Genomic DNA, 20382 nt, shown 5'->3' on the forward strand with positions numbered 1-20382 from the left:
GCGGTTCAATTCATTCCGAGTATCGGATCTACAGTCGTCACGTCGACGGAAGCGAAGAGTGTAGTCACGAGCTCGTGTGCAACTACAACATCGGCCGAATGTGGCGCGACAGAAAATCGACCGGCCACATGCCGCACGATGCGCAGATTGCAAAGCATCTTAGACGTGAGTTCATTCGACGCCACTGCCTTGCGGCCTGTGTCTCTCTTGACTACACAAAGCAGGCACTTGAGGCCTTAGAAATCGAGATCTTCGCCATTGTGCCCCGGATATAAAATAGTTCGGCGCCTTGGAGGAACCCGATATCCGATCGGACGTTGAGCCGCATGCCCAAGGAGATCGCAATAGCGCTTTGGTCACTAGCCGCCGCCTGTGTATTGGCGTTTAGCGTGGCGGCTATCGTCTCCCCACACTAAATTAGACTGACAAACTTGAGGCCGCCCCTTTGAGGCGGCCTCCCGTTAACAGTCAATACCGGCGATGGCCCCGGTGATAGCCATACGCACGATGATATCCGTAGACCCGACGCACGCCATAGCCATAGCGACCTACGCCATAGCCATACCGTCGATAGGCAGGTGCCGTGCGGACACAGCCGTTCGGACCACAAACCAACGCGACGCTCTCAACGTTTGATGTTTGTCCGAGAGGAGCGAGCGGCATAGCCGATGCCGCACTAGCGGTGAACGCGGCGCCGTTGAGCGCGATTAGTCCAACGAGTGCGAACTTGAGTTTCATGATGTCCTCCCGGGGAGCGCTAGAACGTGCTGCACAGTAGGAAGTTGGACATGAACAAGGGATGAGCAGGAAGTTAAAGTCCCGGGAACAATCGGACGAGCGTTTGCAAAATTCTGCCACAAGCGCGTGAGCAAATACAGGATGCTTGAAAGCGTCCGCTGCGATCACTGCGAAGAAGAGTTCGCGCCAGAAGAGTTGACTGTCGTCGACCCACCGGCCGGGCGCGGCGAGTCTATCTGCGCTCGCTGCATCGAAATCATGCTTCGACGGGCCATCGCGAACCTACCGCGCGACAGCTAATCCGCTTTACAAATCACGTTCTGTGATGTCACCCGGCAGCGCACGCTGGGTGTTTTCGTGCGCAAACTAGAAAGAATCGATTGTGAGTAACAAGCTAGATTTCAACGTTTATCTCAAATCAACCCTTACCGGCCGCTTCCACGAAGCTGCTTACCGCGGACCCGCGAAACACCGAGACAGCCGGTCGGCTCAATCAGATCGTGCGTTCGGCAGATGACAATGTTTCAGATGGCCATCGGGCGCGCATCTCGCCCCTGTACGAACCGTTCGCAGCAAAACTGCAGTTGGCCGTCATGCACTTGAATGCCGACATCATTGCGGACCGGAAAGTCGCGTCGGACTTTGAGACATATTTCGGCATGCTCGCAGCCGACGTCCAGAATTGATTTGGATTGCCCGTCGCAGATTAGCGGCGGGGCTTCTCCATTGCAGAAGCAGAAAATTGACAATGAACAACGATAAGGAAGAATGCATTGAGTCTATTTCCAAGACCTTAGAACGTGCGGCGGCTAGGTGAAGATGCTTGACGGTTCGTTGGCCCGAGGATCCCCGAAACGCTTATGCATCCACACGGCTCGGCCGATCGCGCCAACCGCCAAGGCATGGAGAGCTGGAACTAATGCACAGTTACGATAAGCTGTTTCACCATCTCCAGTGTTCGAGGTCCAATGTCTGAAGTGGACTGGCTTAGCCATCTCCTGCAAATCGTGACCGTTACCGGCCAGCTCGAAGTCCGTTGCGCGTACGGCGCGCCATGGCGTGCTACCTGGGCCAGGGCAGCGCCGAATGAAATTCCCTATCACGTTATTGTCGGAGGCCGGGCCATTCTCGAGGATCCGGAGTCGAGAACAGCGTGGGAGCTAGTGAACGGGGATATCGTGCTGCTCCCTCATGGTGCTGCGCATGTGCTGCACGACGGCAGCGGCCAAACGCCGGTCCGTACTCACGAGAGCCGGGGCTCTGCCGGATGGATGTTGAGCGAGAACGATGGGCGGGGTGAGCAACTGGATCTGCTGTGCGGACGGTTTTTCGTCGCGCCACCCCATGATCGACTGATCCGCAACTACCTGCCCGCTAATGTGGTGACACGGGCTGTGGACAGCCGTGGAGAAGAGGGCATCGGGTCCGCATCCAACCAACTTGCCGGACTTGTCGGGCTGATGCGAATGGAGTCCGCTGGTAACAGGGCGGGAGGGCGCGCCATTCTCAACGCGCTCTCTTCGGTCCTATTCACTCTCGTCCTGCGCGCCGCGAGCGAATCCGGAAAATCGGCCGAGGGCTTGTTGGCCGTGGCTGGTAATCCGCGACTGGCTCCAGCCGTTGCGGCGATGTTTGCGGATCCAGCGCGGCCTTGGAAACTGCCCGATCTGGCCGATTTGTGCGGGATGTCGCGCGCTACGTTCATGCGCCAGTTCCAGGACAAGCTGGGTCGCTCCGCCCTCGATTTGTTGACCGATCTCCGCATGAGTCTGGCCGCCAACGAGTTGAAGAAGCCAGGGATCAGCACTGAGGCCGTGGCCGAGATCGTTGGGTATCAATCCGTTTCGGCATTCCGGCATGTCTTCGCCGAAAGGATGGGGATGACGCCCGGGGAGTGGCGGCGACTGGCGCACAAGGGCGAGTAAGGCGGGCGCCTTGGGATTCAGAAGGCGCAGTCTGATCCTTTCGCGCATCATTTTGCGCCAATCCAGCCTCGAAATTATCATTCGTCCCCGTAGATTAGGCTCCGTAATCACTTGATGAGGGAGCCATCCAATGAACTGCATCAGCCTTGCCACCACCGGACCCGCAACCCGCGTAGCCGTCGAAGTCATCGGGGAGACCCGGAAGAGCGAAAACGCTTTCGCGACGAACGCCGTCATCGAAACGATCCTGAGCCGCAGTGCCGCCAAGTACTACGAACCTACCGCCACGCTGAGCGACGACCAGATCCGCGACCTGGTGCGTATCGGCACGTCCGCGCCAACCTCCTTCCACTTGCAGAACTGGCGCTTCATAGCCGTACGCTCGTCAGAAGCCAAGGCACGGCTGCGTCCGATCGCCTGGAATCAGCCCGCGATCACCGACGCGGCTGTGACCTTCATCATCATCGGTAGGCTGGCCGATGCCAGCACCGTCCCCGACCGTCTGGCGCCCGTGGTGGAAGCCGGCATCATGCCGGCGCACCTGGTGCCGGAGTGGGAAATCCCAGCTCGCGGTCTGTATGACGATCAGCCGCAGCGCCAGCGCGACGAAGCCGTGCGCTCCGCGACCTTTGGCAGCGCGGCGATCATCTACGCGGCCCGTTCGCTGGGCTTGGGTTCAACGCCGATGATCGGTTTCGACTCCGATGCGGTGCACCGCGAGTTCGGCCTGGCCGAAGACGAAGTGCCGGTCATGCTATTGACCGTTGGGCCGGAGCGAGCTGGCAACTGGCCGCAGAAGCCCCGCTTGCCCATGGTTGATGTCTTGGACTTTGCATAATCAATAATCAACTCGAGATCTTATGGAGACAATGATGTCAAGAATTGCCGCTCTGAAGCCGGAACAGGTGCCGCCTGAATCGAAACCGACTCTCGATGCGTTCACTAAGAACATCGGGTTCACCCCAAATATGATGGCAGCCTTCGCGCAGAGCCCGATCGCGTTCAACTCCTGGGCAACCCTGCTCGGATCCCTGAGCAAAGCGCTCGACGTAAAGACGCGAGACAGCATCGGGCTCGCCGTTTCCGAAGTGAACGGCTGCAACTACTGCCTGACCGTTCACAGCTTTACAGCCGAACATATGGCCAAGCTGGAGGCCGATGACATCGTTCTGGCCCGAAGGGGTCACGCCAAGGATCGGAAGCGGGACGCTGCCGTCCAGTTCGCACGCAAAGTCATTGAGACCCGCGGCCACGTCCACGACGCTGATCTGAAAGCCGTCCGCGATGCTGGTTACACCGATGCGAACATCATCGAGATCGTCGCGCTTGTGGCCATGTACTCGCTGACGAACTTCTTCAACAACGTGTTCGATCACGAGAAGGACTTTCCCACCGTTACGCCGGCCGGCTCGATCTGAGCTCGGTCCCGCACCCTCGTGAAGCTATTGGAACAATCACATGAACATCCTGCATATTGATGTCAGTCCGCGCCTGGAATCGCATAGCCGCCAGCTTTCAGCGGCGATCGTCGAAAGGCTTCTCGAGGTTGCGCCCAGGGCGGGTATCACTCGGCGTGATTTAGGGACTGAACCCTTGCCTCACGCCATGGCTGATTACGCGGTCGCACTGTCGTCGCCGGCCGCCTTGGCGGCCCCACCGAAGGGCGCTCTGGATGTTTCCGAAGCGCTTGTTCAGGAAGTCGAAGCGGCCGATGTGATTGTCATCGGGACGCCCATGCACAACTTTACTATTCCCTCGGTTCTCAAAGCGTGGATCGATCAAATCTTGCGCGTCGATCGCACGATGATGTCGACGCCCGCCGGGAAGGTCGGAATGCTCCCGGACCGTCCGGTGTTTATCGGCGTCGCTTCCGGTGGCGTCTTTTCCGGGGACCGAGCAAACCAGCCCGATTTTCTCACGCCATATCTGTCTCTGGCATTTGGCTCCATTGGGCTAAAAGCCCTGCAATTTCTCTCGGTACAAGCCACCGGGTTCATTGACCGGGAGCAGGCCACATTCGCGAGAGAGAAGGCCCTGGCAGAGATCGATCTGACGGTCATACGAGAACTTCGACCCCTCCATGGTTGCCCTGCCGTGCTCTCAGACATCGGTAGACCGTATCGCAATGCAAGACGCCCTGCTCTTGGGAGCGTCGCGCTAGCAGCATTCTGATGGCGCGCCGCAAGTTCATGGCACGCCCGCATCATAATCCTCCGGCCTCCGCCGGACTATCAACACGAGGTCTTTTGATGATGTTACGTACAGGTACGAGAGTAACAGCCGCTGGCGAGACAATTCCCCAAATCGGCGACAGGATCACCGACAAATCAGCACCACCCGATGACGGCACCGTCCGCGAATGGATCGGACCAGATGCGTTCGAGCATTGGGCCGAGCTGCGGAACTGGATCGACGAGTTCTACCCTGGAGTTTTCGCGCCGGACTGGCTCTACGGCGGCAAGAACCGCGGTTGGTCCCTGCGCTACAAGAAGACCAAGGCGTTCTGCACCTTGCTGCCGGAATACAAGCGGGTTTCGGCCGTGGTGGTCATGGGCGGAGCAGAACGAGAGAAGTTTGAGGAGCGGCGTTATGTCTGGCGACCGCAATTGGTCAAGCTCTACGATGAAGCCACAACATACATAGACGGGAAATGGCTGACGATTGCCATCTCGTCGGAAAATGATCTGCATGATGTGACGGAGCTTTTGGCTATGAAGCGCCCGCCACCGTCGCGCGGGTGAAGTTCACGAAAATGCTAGTTCGCCGCGCGGTGGCTCCTAGGAACGCGAGCGGCGGTCTCGCCGATATCACACAGCAATTCGACATCAAGCTCGTCGCGGAAGGCATCGGGCTGGCGACTAATTGAGTGAGAGATCGAAGATGACCTCCGCGCCTGCAATATAACTTGAGGAAACAATTCGATGAAAACAATTGTGGTAACAGACCAGGCTGCGGGAGCGGCCGGGATGCAACTGGTGGAGCGGCCTGAGCCGCAGGCGGCGATAAATGATGTCGTCGTACAGGTTCACGCGGCGGGGTTCGTCAACACCGAACTGGAGTGGCCTTCGACCTGGGCAGATCGGGCTTTCCGCGACCGGACGCCGTCGATCCTCGGTCACGAACTGGCCGGTGTGGTCACCGCGCTAGGCTACGGCACCACGGGGCTGCCAATCGGTCAACGGGTATTCGGCCTGTCGGACTGGCATCGCGACGGCGCACTGGCGGAGTATGTAGCCATGGAGGCACGCAACCTCGCGCCGCTGCCGGGCGATGTCGATTTCACCGTGGGGGCGAGCCTGCCGATCTCGGGACTGACCGCGTGGCAGGGATTGTTTCAGCACGGCCGCCTTCAGGCGGGGCAGAGCGTGCTTGCGCACGGCGCGGCCGGTGCCGTCGGTTCGATGGTGACGCAGCTTGCCCGAGAGGCGGGTGCCTATGTGATCGGCACTGGACGCGCCGCCGACCGCCAGAAGGCTCTCGACTTCGGTGCAAATGAATTCGTCGATCTTGTGAATGACACCCTGGAGGACGTCGGCGGCGTCGATCTCGTGTTTGACGTCATTGGCGGGGATATGCAGAAGCGATCGGCAGCGCTGATCCGTGCAGGCGGCACGCTTGTGACTTCGTCGGACCGACGGATATTCGACCTGCCGATGGCTTAGCAATCGACTTCGTCGTCGAGGCTGATCGTGCCCAAGTGACCGAGATCGTTCAGCGAGTGCGGGATGAAAGACTGCAGACAAATATCGGCAAGGTCTCATCCCTGGACGACGCGGTCGCCACGTTCAATTCGACTGAGCGGCGCGCGGGGAAAACGATCATCCGCGTTCGCTCGTGACGTCCGCCGGAGTCAAAGCTGCAACAATGTCGCCCGCGAAAGCGGGCGCGCATAGGCTTTCGACGAGTCGCCTGGCTGTGATCGAATCGCTGGACCTGAACGGGCCGGACTCGATACCAGCTGGTGGATGGGCTTGGCGCATCGAGCCATGACGCCGTTGTCTTCTCGTCACCATCTCGGATCTTTGCTGGCTGTGTGCCTTACCACACCGCCGCAGCGAAGCGCACTCATTCGATAGCGTCTTATCAAACGCAAGAGGGCTGATCTTGAATTAAGGGCGAGAAGCAACAAGCACGACGGGTCCGTAGGCCGTGTGCGATAAGCGGTGATGGTATCTTTTCGCGCTGGCCGCACGAGGCGCTGCGTGACCGACGAAGCGAAGAATCGCGCAGGAAAGTCGTGGAGCATGGCAGTTTTCATGGCATAGACTGTCTAGCGCCTCTAGATTGTTGATAAATACGCATAAGTTTGGTTAGTTTATAATCGCTCCGGCTCCATAAGCTTTTGCGCGAGCAAACCGGCGTGCGGCGTGAGCGCAGAGAAATCACGCGCGCAAAGATAAAGTTTCCTAAGCGCCCATGGTTCTTGCAGCGGTACTATCGCCAAACCAGGATGCCTCAAATCTTTTGCTGACGCCTCCGATAAGATTGCGATCCCTACACCTGATTCAACCATCATCGCGATGTTCTCGATCCGCCTGAGTTGAATGCGATAGTAAATCTGACGACCTAGACGGGCTGCGCGCTCTCCTAAATGAGCTTCCAGCGCCGCATCGGACAAGCCGACGAACGGCTCACCAACGATTTCCGCAAAGGCTATCGATCGTTGATCGCTGATGCGATGAGTTTCACTCGTCACAACGACGAGTTGGTCTTGAGCGATTAGGCGAGTTTGCAATGCTGTCAAATCTGCGATGTCGGCCACAACTCCCAAATCAGCACGACCTTCCGCGATGGCCAGTGCAATCTCAGTGCTTGGCCGTTCATGGAGGTCGATAGAAAGATCTCCATAGGCCACCAAGAACTGGCCGAGTTGATGCGGTAGAAAAGCAGCCAACCCAGCCGTGTTGGACAACAGCCTGATGCGCCCTTTCAGGCCAGTGCCATAGGTGCGCAGTTCTCCACGCATCTGCTCGACCTGGTCCAGGATCAAGCGGGCATGGCGAACGAGGGCGTTACCGGCCGCAGTCGTAGTGACCCCCCGCCTATTTCGTTCCAGGAGCTGCGCGCCAAGCGAAGATTCCATTCCGGAAATGCGTTCGCTCACGGAAGCGAGCGCCAAGTTCATGGTCTCTGAGCCCTTGGTGAGGCTGCCTTGCTCCACCACGGTCAGGAACAACCGCATGTCCGTCAAATCGAAGCGCATTCTTTGCCTTCGTCCCGGCCGAAACCACCCATCGGAAATGGCCAATTGTGAGGTTCGGCCGGTGCGCGTACTCTACACCATGCGACGCCATTTTTGCCGATTTGTGACGAGAGCACAAGCGATTGGAGGGTGGCGTCTCGGCCCGAACGGGGTTTATCACCATCCCATCAGGCGATATTAGCGCGGATGCCATCGGCCCGCACGAAGCCTTCAACCGCAATACGGCCCAGACCGAGTGGCTCAGAATGAGTGATTATCTTTCGTCGCATGTTCTGGCTATCGCGCTGACGTTTTTCGTCGCCGGGTTCGTCAAGGGGGTGGCCGGCATGGGCCTGCCAACCGTGGCTATGGGCGTCCTCAGTGCGATCATGTCGCCAGTCAGCGCCGCTTCGCTGCTGGTCATTCCATCCTTTGTCACTAATTTTTGGCAGCTCTTTACGGGGCCGAATTTCCTGGCGCTGATGAAAAGATTTTGGGTGATGATGCTCGGCATCATGGTTGGCACACTCGCCGGCTCATGGCTTCTGACGAGCGCCAATACGGTATTCGCAAGTGTTGGATTGGGCGCCGCCCTTATTGTCTATGCGGTGCACGGCTTGTCTGCGAAGCCATTGTCGGTTCCTGTGCGCTTCGAGGGTCTATTGGCGCCTGTCATTGGGTTGACAACCGGGTTGATCAATGGAGGAACCGGGGTTTTCACGCTTCCCGCCGTTCCTTATCTTCAGGCTCTCGGGCTTTCCAAAGACGATCTTATCCAGGCCCTGGGGCTGTCGTTCACAGTGTCAACAATTGCACTTGCAGCGGGCTTGGCTCGTGGCGGAGCTTTTCATCTTGGAAATGTTACCTTGTCCGCCCTCGCGGTCATTCCCGCGTTGCTGGGCATGCAGGTCGGGACAATAGTCCGCGAGCGCATAAGCGCCGCAACCTTTCGACGCTGGTTCCTTATTCTCCTCGCAGTTCTTGGCCTTGAACTGGCCGTTCATCCACTCTTCCTCTGAGGCAGATGGCGATGCCCCAGATCGTAAGCCCGTCCGTTCCATCAGATTCACTGAATCTCCGCGAAGGAATTTCCATGATCGTACCACGCCAGAAAGCCCCGGAGCTGATCATCGAAACTCTTGACCATGGACGCTTCAATCTTGCTGCGGAAAAACCAGAGCGCCTGACTCTCGTCTGCTTTTATCGCGGTCTGCACTGCCCCATTTGCGCAAACTACCTGAAGGAGTTGGAGCGCCTGACGCCTGCTTTTGCTCAGCGCGGCGTCGAAACGATCGCCATCAGCTCAGACGGGGAAGTGCGGGCGCGTCAGATGGCGGAAAAGATCGCGGCGAAGAACCTGCGAGTTGGTTATGGTTTGGAATTAAGAGCGGCCCGCGAATGGGGTCTCTATATCTCGGCCTCGCGTGGGAAAAGCTCAATCGACATACAGGAGCCGCCGAAATTTTCGGAGCCCGGCGTTTTTTTGATCGAACCCGATCAGACGATCTACTATCTTTCAGTACAGTCGATGCCGTTCGTTCGACCAAATTTCGGCGAGATGGTGCAAGCCGTCGATTACATCATCAAAAATGACTACCCGGCGAGAGGCGAATACACAGGGCCGGTCTGAACACGTCTCTGAAGCTTGGCGAGGGTGCCACTTAGCTTCTGCATCTCGCAGATCCGCTTGCTCAACGTGGGATCATCGAACAGCCCACGAGCCATTTTCTCAACGCGGGACAATTCCGCTTGAAAGGCCGGCGATTGAATCTGATGATTCGCCGGTTTTACTTTCAGAAGGTTTCGATGCGTCGCTTTACCGTCCGAGAGACGTCCCCCTGGATCAATTACATGGAGCCCGATAGCCGATTTATTGGCATTGGTCGATCGAAGCACCGACTGAGGCCGCGGCGGAGGCGTTTATCCCGCAAGCGAACACCGGCGCTGCGATCAGGTCGTCGTGTACCCGGCGGTCTGAAACGTAGAATCGTATTCAGCAGCACCCACACAGTTCGCCTAGGGAAGGGAAAATCGGTTTTCCTTTCCTTAGTCCATCACCGCCGTGAAAGCGCAAAATCGCATTTGCTGATTTGCCATAGCTTAGCACGTAGGCCACCTTGTTCTCCGCAGGACGGCCCATCGCAAGGAAATCGATATTTGCCGTTTTTAGGCTGGATGGATAAGCAGGCCACGCCTGCCGATAGCGGGAAACCAGTGGATTTCCGGCTGAAAATGCCCGGAATTCCGGCGCTTTACTTGACCGTCAAAACCTTCATGTTCTAATTTTGTTCTCAATGAGCAGGATCGATTCTGTCGGCCCCTTGCCTTGTTTGAATGACAACAGCAGCGCCCCAGGCGACCAGGACCATGCACGAGATCATCTGCCCCCACTGTACCAAGGCCTTCAAGGTTGATGAATCCGGCTATGCCGAGATTCTGAAGCAGGTCCGCGACGCCGATTTCGCCAAGCAACTGCACGAACGGCTGGAGTTGGCCGAGCGCGACAAGCAGGGCGCTGTTGAATTGGCCAAAGCCCAGGTTGGCGGCGATCTGCAGAAGACCGCCGCTGCCAAGGATGCCGAAATCCAGGAATTGAAGTCCAAGCTGGAGGCGGGTGAGATCTCTCAAAAGCTTGCCGTCACCGAAGCGCTCGGTGCCGTGGAAAAAGAGCGGGACAGGCTTGCGAACGCCCTCGCGCAAGCGGAACGCGAGAAGAAGGCTGCCTCAGAGCTTGCAGAGGCGCTTCTGGCCAGCGAGCAGCACAAGATCACAGCCGCCAAGGAAAAAGAAATCCAGGAGCTGAAGGCTAAGCTTCAAGCCGTCGAGCTTGAGAAGAAGCTCGCCGTGACCGAAGCCGTCGGCGCCATTGAAAAAGAGCGCGATGAGCTGAAAAACGGCATCAAGCAAGTCCAGCTTGAAAAGCAGCTTTCCGAGCAGTCGCTCAAGGACAAATACGAAACCCAGATCAAGGATCGGGATGACGCGATTGAACGCCTCAAAGATATGAAGGCCCGCCTCTCGACCAAGATGGTCGGCGAGACCCTCGAACAGCACTGCGAGACCGAGTTCAACCGGGTGCGCTCGATGGCGTTTCCGCGGGCCTATTTCGAGAAGGACAACGACGCGCGGACCGGCAGCAAGGGCGATTACATCTTCCGCGATTCCGACGAAGCCGGCACCGAGCTCATCTCGATCATGTTCGAGATGAAGAACGAGAGCGACAAAACCGCGACGAAGAGCAAGAACGAGGATTTCCTCAAGGAGCTTGACCGCGATCGTACCGAGAAGGGCTGCGAGTACGCGATCCTGGTCTCATTGCTTGAACCCGACAACGAACTCTACAATACCGGCATCGTAGACGTCTTCCACCGCTATCCCAAAATGTACGTCATCCGGCCGCAGTTCTTCCTGCCGATGATTACCCTCCTGCGGAACGCCTCGCTCAATTCCCTAAAGTACCGGACCGAACTGGCACTCGTAAAGGCCCAGAATATCGACATTACCCAGTTCGAAAGCCAGCTGGAGACGTTCAAGAACGGATTCTTGAAGAACACTGATCTCGCTTCCCGGCACTTCCACACCGCGATCACGGAGATCGATAAGTCCATCGATCACCTGCAGAAGACTAAGGATGCGTTGATCGGGGCTGACCGCAACCTGCGCCTCGCGAATGACAAGGCGCAGGACGTGACGATCAAGAAGCTGACCCGGGGTAACCCTACGATGGCGGCCAAATTTGCCGAGCTTAAGAGCCAGGCCGCTGAGGCGGCAGAGTGAGCGACCCAGTGTTTCGTTCTCGATGCAAGTCGTTACTTGCTGAACAGCGTGCGCAGGGTCGCCTCAGCTGAGATTGCGGACGTCCTGTCGCCGGCTGCGACTGGGAAAACGATCTCAGCAGGTGGCGGCGGCGGTGATTTCTTTGCGGCCGCGGCAATTGCACCGAGGCCAGCCAGGCAAACTACTCCAAGCGCGACGGTCCTGATCACGTGGCACGCTCCTATGCGGGAGCCGCAGAGCGTTCTGATCAAATCAGTCCAGATTAAGGCGCCTCGATAGTCTTGGTTAACGGGCGGCGGGCGGCAGGAACGTGAGTCGGACTTGATAGTAGCCGTGCTCACGGCTTCCTGCCTAGCATGCTAGCGACTTTGCAAATCTGCTTCCCAAACAGATTTCTGTTCAATCGGATCCCTGCCTTGAGACGACGATAGCGCTAGATGACGGAGGCATAGAAATATGCCAGATGCGCTGAGGCTGAATGACGCTGAACGCGCTGACGTGAGCTCATGGCCGAATCGATGAAGAGAACGGGCCCAGCAATTCCGGAGTTTTAGTCATCTCGGATGAATCGGGCGATCGTCACTACGTACCGCTCGCAACAACCGACGGAATTCAGCCGCCCGGCAGAAGTATCATGAGCAGATCAGGGCTGACCAGATCCAGAATTAACTCGCAGCGCTGACATCAATCTTAATCTCAGGCTTTGCTTGCGGCGGCGCATTGGAGCGTTAGCTTTGCGCACCGGACATTGTCCCGTTCGGGTCCACGCAGGCGAAGCCCTCGCGCCATTATACTCGGCGCGTCGGCCTCTGCTGGCCATGCGCGAGTTCATATTGAAGAGGCCATCGAAACACGAAACGCTCGATCTCGCCGAGATGCGTCGGCAGATCACGGCCTTGCGGTCCCGGCACTCGGAAAATCTACGCATCACCTATCCGTTGAATAGGCTGCTGATCAAGATTGCATATCTCAGTGAACCGGAGAACGCAGCTCACGCAGAGCATCTGCGCGAAGCGTTTGCCAGGACGATGGCCGATATCCAGAAGCGCGTCACGAAACACGCCGGCAAGCCGCCGGGTAAGGCCTAACAGGTAGATCACATTGCACAAAGCGATCGCCGGGTTGAGGCTACCTGTAGCCGCGGAGGTAAACGCCGCCTTCGTCGCTAGGGCTGCCGCTGTCGCAAGCGGTGGCCCCCCCCATGAGAGGCCTAGTAAGCGCGCCGCGCTACTCGGGGCAGAGAGGGCAGTCTCGGAGAAAACCGGTGGGCAAGCGCGAGCACCGCGGCTTCGTCGGTTTCGAGCGCGATCTTCTGGGCGAGCATCACGTCGCCACCTAGCCAGAGCCCGTTCGGGAACGAAACACCAGCCGATCTTAGGCTGCTTTTCTTCATCAAGCTCCAAAACATTGCTCATGGTGCCCTGATGAATTCGATATCGTCGGCCGGTGTGAGAGCCGGTGACTTCGAAAAAACCCTCGGCATCATATTGCGCACGCTGCTGTGGAGATAACCAATCGCGCAGAAGACGTTGCGCACGCGCTTCCGGGCCATTTTGCTCGATGAAGCTTTGATAGAGCGCACGCAGGGCGCGCAAACGCACACTACTGCCGATGCTACCGCGCCTAAACAAGAACATTTGTTGCACCCGACGGGTCTAGCCGCCGACCAACCGCGGATAGAACAGCGACCTCTCCGAGTGGAGGTCCGACTACGTCTCCGAGCGAGAAGGGTGGTCCGTTCATGACTTAACCCGAAGAGCGCTTCAGCGGCGTGATGTCCGCTGACAAAGGTAAACCGACGCCGAGCTGCACTTGCCGCGACCGCCTGCTTTTGACCCAAAGCCGAACAAGTCAACGCGGTCGCTTTTTTCGGCCAGAGCGATCTCTGATGAAGGCTTTCCGTGGCTGCGAGCCCACGGCACGTTCGTCGCCACGGTTTGCGGCTAGAAAACAAAACGCCGCTGTCGCCGTAATCGGCGACGCATCGCCGAGACACCTGTGACTTTTGAACGTTTGCCGACTTTTCGTTCCTCGGCTTGCTCAACCCGGCTGCGAAGGTTCTGAAGCTCTGTCAGCTGAGATCTTAGAAACCAAACGCGTTCGTGCAGAACCGTCATGCGGTTGTGCCCCTGACCACGCCTACTCATCAACGCCCCTTATTATGAATATTTAAAAACCACCGTTGTCAGGCCGAGAGACATAAAATGATCTATTAAGTTCAACTAATAGTAGCTCAGGTTTGTGAAAGTGCTGTGAAATACTTCACTTTCGCGGAAAAAGACGTGTCCTTGAGCGGTTTCATTTGCTTGTAAGGTGGGCACCAACGTCGGCGGATTAACCACGCGGTCTGGTTTAATTTTAATGAGACAATAATACTGCTTGTTACCCTGGGCCGTGCAGATCAACGTGCAGATATTGCCGTTTTCCGGGCTCGGCGGGATCGGAAAACGTAGAGGTGCAATCGCGATCGCTGCGATCGCTCGATTGGAAGTTACCTCTTCATTTGGAGAATCTCGCCATGGTCGAACGTCGGGCAATGGAGCGGATACCGATCAAGCGGGCGGCGCGGCTATCGTTTGGTGGATTGAGTGGGACCCATCCGTGCGTGGTGCGCGACATCAGCACCCTGGGAGCCTGCATCTCCACGCCGTACTACATATTCGCCAGCGAATTTGCGCTATCGTTCGACGAACATTCCGAAACCTTCACCTGCCGCGTCATGTGGAGGAAGGAGACACTTTGCGGCGTGTGCTTCGTCCTGCGCCGCAGCTCGCCGAAATTGGCGAATGATTGCAGCAACACCACAACGTGGTGCGGCTTGACTACCAATCATGTGCTGCCGCTCTGAGCATCCTTCGCTCATGTTTCGACATAAGTCTCGCGTGCGCTGAGAAGCGATTGGATAGGGCGGCCGTTTTGGGTGTTGGCCAATCGGCAAAGTCGCGCCCCTCCACGAGGTCCGCTCACCGAGGCATGACGGACCAGATTTGCTCACGTTGAGTTTTTCGCATCCTGACCCATTGCGGGCTCCAGCGTGTCGACGCGCCCTGAACGCGGGCATCGTCTTGTGTTAAATCAAGGCGTCACGATCCATTGTGTGTAGGCAACAAGCGCTGCTGAAGCAATGTCGCGGAACGCAAGCAGGTCGTCGCCGAAGGGTCAATTTCTCAACGAGGATCAGGCGCTAAGAAACCACAAAAAAGTTCCAATGCTGGAACCTAATTTTCCGTTGTTTCCTCTGTAAAGGGAGCAAGATATGAAACCGTCTAGGGACACCTTGGCGCAGATGTCCATCGACCAGCTTTGGGATCTCTACCGCCAGACCGAGGCCATTCTCCCAGGAAAACTTGCGGCGAAACAAAAGGCTCTAGAAGAGCGGTTGGCTAAGCTCGGCGGCGCGGTTGGGTCTCTTACGCGGCAAACTGTTCGCGCCCGACGGCGCTATCCCAAGGTCCTTCCAAAGTATCGAAACCCACTAAATGGATCGGAGACTTGGGCCGGACGCGGTAAGCAGCCTCGCTGGGTAACAAACCTATTGAAGTCTGGAAAACGGATCGATGACTTACGTATTGATCGGACCGCGACGTAGCCCGTTCAATGCCGGCGTTGGATTTCCGCTTTCCTAACTTGCTCTCGGAGTGCTTGCACTTCGTCCCAAAGTTTTTCGAGGTCGGTTGCTGATGCGTGCTTTCGTTTCAGCCTCTCAAGCTCAGCAGCCAGGATCAGTAGGTCCGGCGTAACACGCTTTTGCTTCTTTGAAGCCCGGACCTTTCGTCCCATCTGGGAACAACTCCGCAAGCACTAATCGGCCTCCCGCACTGTAGCAAGTATTGTGCCGTGTCGGATGTATGGTGGATGAACGAGAGATCGTTCAGCTCGGCCCTATGGATCACCCCAAGTGCAGCCGCGCAGGGCGCCTGCCATGTCGTCCGTGCTATGTTGCTTTCCGGGCATCGAACGGCGGCAGGATGCTTGATAGGTCGAGATAGCGATACGGCATACTGTGCGTTACCTGTGATCCGCGAAAAAGCCAGCAACGAAGGTCCGGTTCTGGTCCCTAAGCCGAAGAGCAGTTCAGCCGCCGTGATGTCCGCTATCGCTGGGATTGTGTTGCAAAAGTCGAAAGTTGCAGGGCTCAAGATTTTTCGCGAAACCACTACGCAGCGAGCGACCGCTGATTCGTATGACCTCAATCGCGTTACCGAAGTCGCCTGTGAATTTTGCGTGAGGCCGTGAGGTCCCCCGCATCTTGTACGCGAAAGTCGCGCCCACGGCCCGCGGAATTTTGGTCATCGGCGAAAAACGACTTTTGCAACAATATCGCTGGTGAACCGGACGCCGAGCTGAACTTGGCTCGCCAGCCGCTTTTGACCCGGAACGGAAGGTCGCAGACCAAGACCCTCCGAACCTCTGGCACGGACACCACCCGACGAATCCGGCGGTGGCGCAAATGCGAAGTGCGGCGGCGTCTCCTAGGGCGACCTTCGCATAGACCAGAGGATAGCGTTCGTGAGGATTCGCTGGTAGCGGGCGTCCTGCCAAACTGACGGCTCGTGGCCTAGCGCCGAATAAAATACTCGTCCCTCGCCATAGAACCGGGTCCAGGTGAGAGGCCAGCCATAGAATCGTTGATGCACGCCGGTCTTGCCAAGGTCCACCGAGCTCGGGTCGAGGCGCAGGAGCACGCGTGAACCACGATAGTCGAAATCGCTGATTTGGTAGATTTCGTCCTCGACTTGCAACGAATTCCCGAGAAAAGCCACCAGGGGATCACCAGGATCAACCACCTCGATCTTCACGGCCTGATGCCAAGGATGACCATTAAAGTAGCCGCCGACCAGATCGAGATAGTCTGGCCAAGTGTAGAATGTGTCCGTCGCCGAATGAACGCCGAGGAACCCGCGGCCCGAGCGCACAAAGTTGAGAAGAGCTCTCTTTTGTGCCTCGCTCATCGGAAGTTCTCCGGTTGTGTAGAACATCACCGCCGCGTAGCGCTCGAGGTTTTCGGTAGAAAATTCGGACGTGTCTTCCGTTGGAATGACTTCAAAGACACCCGAATTGCTTCCGAGCTGGGTCAGGATTACCTTGGAAAGCGGTATGACATCATGCCGGTAGCCGGCGGAGTATGTGAAATAGAGGATGCGCTCTGGCGGACGCTCCGCATGCGCGCCGAGTGGTCGGATTGCCGCCGCGCCGCCGAGGAGCGCGATGAACTCACGTCGCCTCACAATCGCCTCCGCCAAAGCCAACCAACCATGTTTTGAAGAAGCCTAGCACAGATCAGCCCAGCACCGGCCTTGGGGCATCGCCCTCTGGCGTCCTATGCAACGCTGCTGGCCCATCAGCGAAGTGGCGAACCGTCTCATGAGGTCAGCTTCGTGGGTGGAAGCGGACTGGTTTTGCTCAGGCCGGGTTCTTCGCACCTTGACCCGGAACGGACATCGCGAATCCTGCAAGTGCTGCTCCTGTCGCCTTCCGAGTATGACCTTGGAGGTTACAAGATTCATTATTATGGTGCCTGGGAGCGGACATGAAGTAGCGCGCGTTGTGCGGGTCCGTGAATGTGATCGGCGCAACCATGGGAGCGCCTCCGGAAAACGCCAATCCGTCCGGACGCGACGAAGGCGTCGGCGGCTCTCAGAGGATCAGATCGTGTTGGAAGGGTAGGTGTCCGCCCTGGCCAGCAGCCTCCTGGTCGAAACGCCAACCCTCCGGCGCCTCATCGGCCGGATGGGGCCATGCGGCCGCGGCGGAATCGTGCTCCGGATTGAGCGCGGCGACGGGTACCGAGGAAGCGACTGCCGGGGCCGTCGAGCTGGCATGCTGCAGTTCCGCACCCGCCTCGAAATGGAACGCGGGCTCGGCCCGGTTGTGAAAGCCTTCGTCGTCGGCGCCCTGAATGACCACGGTCACGATCTGCGGCGTGCCGTCGATCGTGGTCACGGTGAAGGTATCGGTCAGCGCGTCGCAAGGCCTCAAAGCCTGGACCTCGGGGGTCTCGGAGTTGAGCACGTATGTCCACGTGCCGCAGGTCGTCATCGTGAAACTGCCGTAGCCGTGGTCGCTCGCCTGTGGGCATGTCGTGGCCGTGAAGGTGTCGTCGGGATTGTCGACGTCTTTGTCGGACAAGGTGCCGCTCGCGTGTGGGGGGTCGTCGCAGGAATTGCTTGGCTCGGTCACGCGTCCGCAAATATCGCCGCAGACGACCGCGGCGTCGTTGCTGCCCTCGATGGTGACGGTCACCGTCTGTGCCGTACCGTCCGCGGCCCTCACCGTGAAATCGTCAATCAGCGACTGACCTGCGTTCAGCGCCTGCACAGCGCAATTGCCGTTGTCGAGCGCGAAGGTCCAGTGCCCGTCCGCGGTCATGGTGAAGCTGCCGTAACCGTGGCCGCTCGACTCTGGACATTTGACGGGATCGAACGCGTTCGACGGGCCGTCGACGTCGGTGGCGGTCAGAAGGCCGCACGCGGTTGGGACGCCCTGCGCGGAATTGTGGACTCCGCCCGCTTCGACCACGCGACCATGCGTGTCCCCAGAGATGACGGCCGGATCGTCGGCGCCCTGGATGGTCATCGTGACGACCTGCGGCGTGCCGCCGATCGTGGTCACGGTGAAGGTGTCTGTCAGGTTCTGGCACGCCGTAAGCGCCAGCACCGCGGCGCTGGCGGGATCCAGCGCGTAGGTCCAGTACCCGTCGGCCGTCATCGTGAAGCTGCCGTAGCCTTTGTCGCTAGCATGCGGAGAGCTTACCGCAGTGAACGTGTTGGTCGGATCGTCGACGTCGGTGTTGGCGAGCTTGCCGGTCGCGGTCGGGACGTCGTGCGCCATGAACGCCGCCGCAATCGCGGCGGCGTCCATTGTAACCGCGGCGACGGATCCACCGGTCCCGCCGCTTATCGCTGCCGCGTCGTCGGTGCCGGCGATGTCGATCGTGAAGGTTTGGCTTGCCGAGGCAAAGCCGTCGGACGCCGTGATCGTGAAGCTGTCGGCGTTCGGCGCCTTCAGCGCGTTGATAGCGTCGTTGTTCGGTACGTAGGCGTAGGCGCCGGTCGCGCTGTTCAAGTACAGGATTCCGAAGGAGCCGGCCTTCTCGACGTCGTAGCTTGCGCCCGCGACGGTGAAAGGGCCGATCGCGCCGCCCGCGATGCCGAAGGTCGGGGTCGCGCCGGAGCCGAAGCTCGTGGTCGAGAAGCTGCCGCTGCTCGCCGAGAACTCATCGAACGCGACTGTGTCGATCTCGACCGGGCCCGACCCGAGCGTCAGTGTCGGTGGCGAATGGATCAACGGCCCATCCGGCACGAAGCTGGCCGGCACCACCAGCCCGGGAAGGGCATGTTGTGGATTGGGCCCCTCCGGCGCCTGGAAATCGATCGGCTGCAGCGTCTGATCGACCGCTTCGCCCGGAGGCGTGCCGGATCCGGACGGCCCATGCTCCTTCGAGTAGTTGTCAAGCACGTCCTGCTGCCGGCTTTGCAGGTCCTCCATCCGCGAGGCGTTGTTGGCGATCTGCGCGAAGCTGACGGACGATCCGGTCTTGCTCAGGATGACCGTCTGCCCGGGATCGTCGACGATGATGTGGCGCGGCACCGCCTCCTTCGTGATGAGTTCGAAGGTGCCATGCTCGAACCCCTTGTAGGTGATGGAAGCGTCGTCGAACAAGGCGAGATCGGGATCGGCGGCCCACGCTTCTTTCAGCGCCGTCAGGATCAACGCGACGAAGGACAGCCCTCCGGCCCATCCGAGTCCCGCGACGACCGGCGACTCCACAGCGCGCCCGCCGCGGACGGACGGCGGACTGCGTTGGTGCTGCGCCGGCCAAAGACCGGCGAAGACACGTGCGAGCGACATCCTACGCCTCGCATGCTGCCCGCTTCCGCCGAAGCGGCCGGACCGATCGAGTGTAAGTCCACCCGCCCACGTTCCGGTTCCGCGCACCAGACTACGCTTTGTCGTCCCCAGGCTCCTTCACGAAATGTTGACTGGGTGTGCGCAAATGCGCTCTTTTGTTGGCGCTGAGCGGTCGGGACCATCGTCCGCTGCGACTAAAAAGTGGCGGTCGCGACATGCGGTATGGTGCGCCGGGCGCGCTCTGCCATCATTCCGCCGAAGCGGCTCTTCACGGACGGGAGCGGACGCATGCATGGACAAAGGACGGTCGCAGGACTTCTCTGCCTTTTGCTCGTTGCAGTGGCGTATCCGCCTGCGCCGGTTCGGGCGCAGGACGTCAAGCCAATCGGCAAAGTCGTGGCCGTTGCTGGCAAGGCAACGATCGAGCATATCGATGCCGCGGTTGTGCAGGCGAGACTGTCCGACGAGGGGGGCAGCGCGAAGGTCGGCGATCCAGTCTATCGGGGCGACGTCGTCAGGACGGGCGCCGACGGCCGCCTCGGTATCAACTTCGCCGACGGCAGCTCCTTCAGCCTGTCGAGTAACGCCAGCATGGAAATGAGCGAGTTCGTCTACGATCCGGACGGCAAGGACAATTCAACCCTGATCAGCCTGACCAGAGGCACCTTCACCTTCGTCGCCGGCAGCGTCGCCAAGACCGGGAGCATGAAGGTGGACACGCCGGTGGCGACGTTGGGGATCCGGGGCACCACGCCCCACATCGAGATTTTGGACGACGGCACGGTCAAGTTCGCCACCCTGATCGAGGAGGGCAAGGATGCCGTCATGAAGCGGAAGGCCGGTCCGACCGTTGCGCCTCCCCGGCAGCGGAGGGCCGACCGCGCTCTCGGCATCTGCCGGGGATGCTGA

General features: G+C 58.8%; 16 protein-coding genes and 1 pseudogene. 14 read left to right on the forward strand and 3 right to left on the reverse strand.

Translation table 11 applies throughout. The annotated features are described in order from the left end of the window. Nucleotides 1-1706 precede the first annotated feature (1706 nt). From ABIB91_RS38010 to ABIB91_RS38035, 6 genes and pseudogenes are all read left to right on the forward strand, one after another. Nucleotides 1707-2663 carry an AraC family transcriptional regulator gene (locus ABIB91_RS38010; protein ID WP_354172041.1) on the forward strand — a complete coding sequence of 319 codons (957 nt, stop codon included), beginning with the start codon at nt 1707-1709 and terminating at the stop codon, nt 2661-2663. 130 nt (nt 2664-2793) lie between these two features. Then, on the forward strand, nt 2794-3501 hold the full coding sequence (locus ABIB91_RS38015; RefSeq protein ID WP_354172042.1) for a nitroreductase family protein: 708 nt from the start codon (nt 2794-2796) through the stop codon (nt 3499-3501). Between the two features lie 34 nt (nt 3502-3535). Continuing rightward, a complete protein-coding gene (locus ABIB91_RS38020) occupies nt 3536-4081 on the forward strand; it encodes a carboxymuconolactone decarboxylase family protein (protein WP_354172043.1) in 546 nt (181 codons plus the stop codon). A gap of 40 nt (nt 4082-4121) precedes the next feature. Then, complete coding sequence (locus ABIB91_RS38025) at nt 4122-4835, forward strand: FMN-dependent NADH-azoreductase (RefSeq protein WP_354172044.1); 714 nt, start codon at nt 4122-4124, stop codon at nt 4833-4835. Between the two features lie 77 nt (nt 4836-4912). Next, nucleotides 4913-5404: a DUF3788 domain-containing protein gene (locus ABIB91_RS38030; RefSeq protein ID WP_009859183.1), complete on the forward strand. Its 492-nt coding sequence runs from the start codon at nt 4913-4915 to the stop codon at nt 5402-5404. Nucleotides 5405-5584: 180 nt separating this feature from the next. Next, nucleotides 5585-6501, forward strand: a pseudogene (locus ABIB91_RS38035) (NADP-dependent oxidoreductase). Between the two features lie 477 nt (nt 6502-6978). On the opposite strand, the gene ABIB91_RS38040 reads toward ABIB91_RS38035, so the two are convergent. Then, nucleotides 6979-7866, reverse strand: a complete 888-nt coding sequence (locus ABIB91_RS38040) for a LysR family transcriptional regulator (RefSeq protein WP_009859184.1) — start codon at nt 7864-7866, stop codon at nt 6979-6981. Nucleotides 7867-8111: 245 nt separating this feature from the next. Between ABIB91_RS38040 and ABIB91_RS38045 the strand changes: the two genes are divergently transcribed. The 7 genes from ABIB91_RS38045 (at nt 8112) to ABIB91_RS38075 (ending at nt 15858) form a co-directional block, all read left to right on the forward strand. Continuing rightward, nucleotides 8112-8864, forward strand: a complete 753-nt coding sequence (locus ABIB91_RS38045) for a sulfite exporter TauE/SafE family protein (protein WP_354172084.1) — start codon at nt 8112-8114, stop codon at nt 8862-8864. Nucleotides 8865-8938: 74 nt separating this feature from the next. After that, nucleotides 8939-9475: a peroxiredoxin-like family protein gene (locus ABIB91_RS38050; RefSeq protein WP_009859186.1), complete on the forward strand. Its 537-nt coding sequence runs from the start codon at nt 8939-8941 to the stop codon at nt 9473-9475. A 737-nt stretch (nt 9476-10212) separates the two neighbouring features. Then, nucleotides 10213-11622, forward strand: a complete 1410-nt coding sequence (locus ABIB91_RS38055; RefSeq protein WP_009859187.1) for a DUF2130 domain-containing protein — start codon at nt 10213-10215, stop codon at nt 11620-11622. An 833-nt stretch (nt 11623-12455) separates the two neighbouring features. Further along, nucleotides 12456-12710, forward strand: a complete 255-nt coding sequence (locus tag ABIB91_RS38060) for a hypothetical protein (RefSeq protein WP_354172047.1) — start codon at nt 12456-12458, stop codon at nt 12708-12710. 1430 nt (nt 12711-14140) lie between these two features. Beyond that, complete coding sequence (locus tag ABIB91_RS38065) at nt 14141-14470, forward strand: PilZ domain-containing protein (RefSeq protein WP_219685528.1); 330 nt, start codon at nt 14141-14143, stop codon at nt 14468-14470. 438 nt (nt 14471-14908) lie between these two features. Then, nucleotides 14909-15211, forward strand: coding sequence for an H-NS histone family protein (locus ABIB91_RS38070; protein WP_157158489.1), 303 nt, complete (start codon nt 14909-14911; stop codon nt 15209-15211). A 266-nt stretch (nt 15212-15477) separates the two neighbouring features. Further along, a complete protein-coding gene (locus ABIB91_RS38075; RefSeq protein WP_354172050.1) occupies nt 15478-15858 on the forward strand; it encodes a hypothetical protein in 381 nt (126 codons plus the stop codon). A 236-nt stretch (nt 15859-16094) separates the two neighbouring features. On the opposite strand, the gene ABIB91_RS38080 is transcribed toward ABIB91_RS38075, so the two are convergent. Both ABIB91_RS38080 and ABIB91_RS38085 read right to left on the reverse strand, forming a co-directional pair. Then, nucleotides 16095-16850, reverse strand: coding sequence for a ThuA domain-containing protein (locus tag ABIB91_RS38080; protein ID WP_354172052.1), 756 nt, complete (start codon nt 16848-16850; stop codon nt 16095-16097). A gap of 409 nt (nt 16851-17259) precedes the next feature. Continuing rightward, nucleotides 17260-19473 (reverse strand): VCBS domain-containing protein, encoded by a 2214-nt coding sequence (locus ABIB91_RS38085; protein WP_354172054.1) that lies wholly within the window; start codon nt 19471-19473, stop codon nt 17260-17262. Nucleotides 19474-19761: 288 nt separating this feature from the next. On the opposite strand from ABIB91_RS38085, the gene ABIB91_RS38090 reads away from it, so the two are divergent. After that, nucleotides 19762-20382 (forward strand): FecR family protein, encoded by a 621-nt coding sequence (locus ABIB91_RS38090; protein ID WP_354172056.1) that lies wholly within the window; start codon nt 19762-19764, stop codon nt 20380-20382.

The organism is Bradyrhizobium sp. JR4.3 (genome assembly GCF_040547695.1).
GTDB classification, from domain to species: Bacteria; Pseudomonadota; Alphaproteobacteria; order Rhizobiales; family Xanthobacteraceae; genus Bradyrhizobium; species Bradyrhizobium canariense.

Excerpts from the sequence above, each read along its gene's own strand:
- ABIB91_RS38010 (WP_354172041.1), top strand. The coding sequence starts at position 1,707 with ATGTCTGAAGTGGACTGGCTTAGCCATCTCCTGCAAATCGTGACCGTT.
- ABIB91_RS38015 (WP_354172042.1), top strand. The coding sequence starts at position 2,794 with ATGAACTGCATCAGCCTTGCCACCACCGGACCCGCAACCCGCGTAGCC.
- ABIB91_RS38020 (WP_354172043.1), top strand. The coding sequence starts at position 3,536 with ATGTCAAGAATTGCCGCTCTGAAGCCGGAACAGGTGCCGCCTGAATCG.
- ABIB91_RS38025 (WP_354172044.1), top strand. The coding sequence starts at position 4,122 with ATGAACATCCTGCATATTGATGTCAGTCCGCGCCTGGAATCGCATAGC.
- ABIB91_RS38030 (WP_009859183.1), top strand. The coding sequence starts at position 4,913 with ATGATGTTACGTACAGGTACGAGAGTAACAGCCGCTGGCGAGACAATT.
- ABIB91_RS38040 (WP_009859184.1), bottom strand. The coding sequence starts at position 7,866 with ATGCGCTTCGATTTGACGGACATGCGGTTGTTCCTGACCGTGGTGGAG.
- ABIB91_RS38045 (WP_354172084.1), top strand. The coding sequence starts at position 8,112 with ATGAGTGATTATCTTTCGTCGCATGTTCTGGCTATCGCGCTGACGTTT.
- ABIB91_RS38050 (WP_009859186.1), top strand. The coding sequence starts at position 8,939 with ATGATCGTACCACGCCAGAAAGCCCCGGAGCTGATCATCGAAACTCTT.
- ABIB91_RS38055 (WP_009859187.1), top strand. The coding sequence starts at position 10,213 with ATGCACGAGATCATCTGCCCCCACTGTACCAAGGCCTTCAAGGTTGAT.
- ABIB91_RS38065 (WP_219685528.1), top strand. The coding sequence starts at position 14,141 with ATGGTCGAACGTCGGGCAATGGAGCGGATACCGATCAAGCGGGCGGCG.
- ABIB91_RS38070 (WP_157158489.1), top strand. The coding sequence starts at position 14,909 with ATGTCCATCGACCAGCTTTGGGATCTCTACCGCCAGACCGAGGCCATT.
- ABIB91_RS38075 (WP_354172050.1), top strand. The coding sequence starts at position 15,478 with ATGAACGAGAGATCGTTCAGCTCGGCCCTATGGATCACCCCAAGTGCA.
- ABIB91_RS38085 (WP_354172054.1), bottom strand. The coding sequence starts at position 19,473 with ATGTCGCTCGCACGTGTCTTCGCCGGTCTTTGGCCGGCGCAGCACCAA.
- ABIB91_RS38090 (WP_354172056.1), top strand. The coding sequence starts at position 19,762 with ATGCATGGACAAAGGACGGTCGCAGGACTTCTCTGCCTTTTGCTCGTT.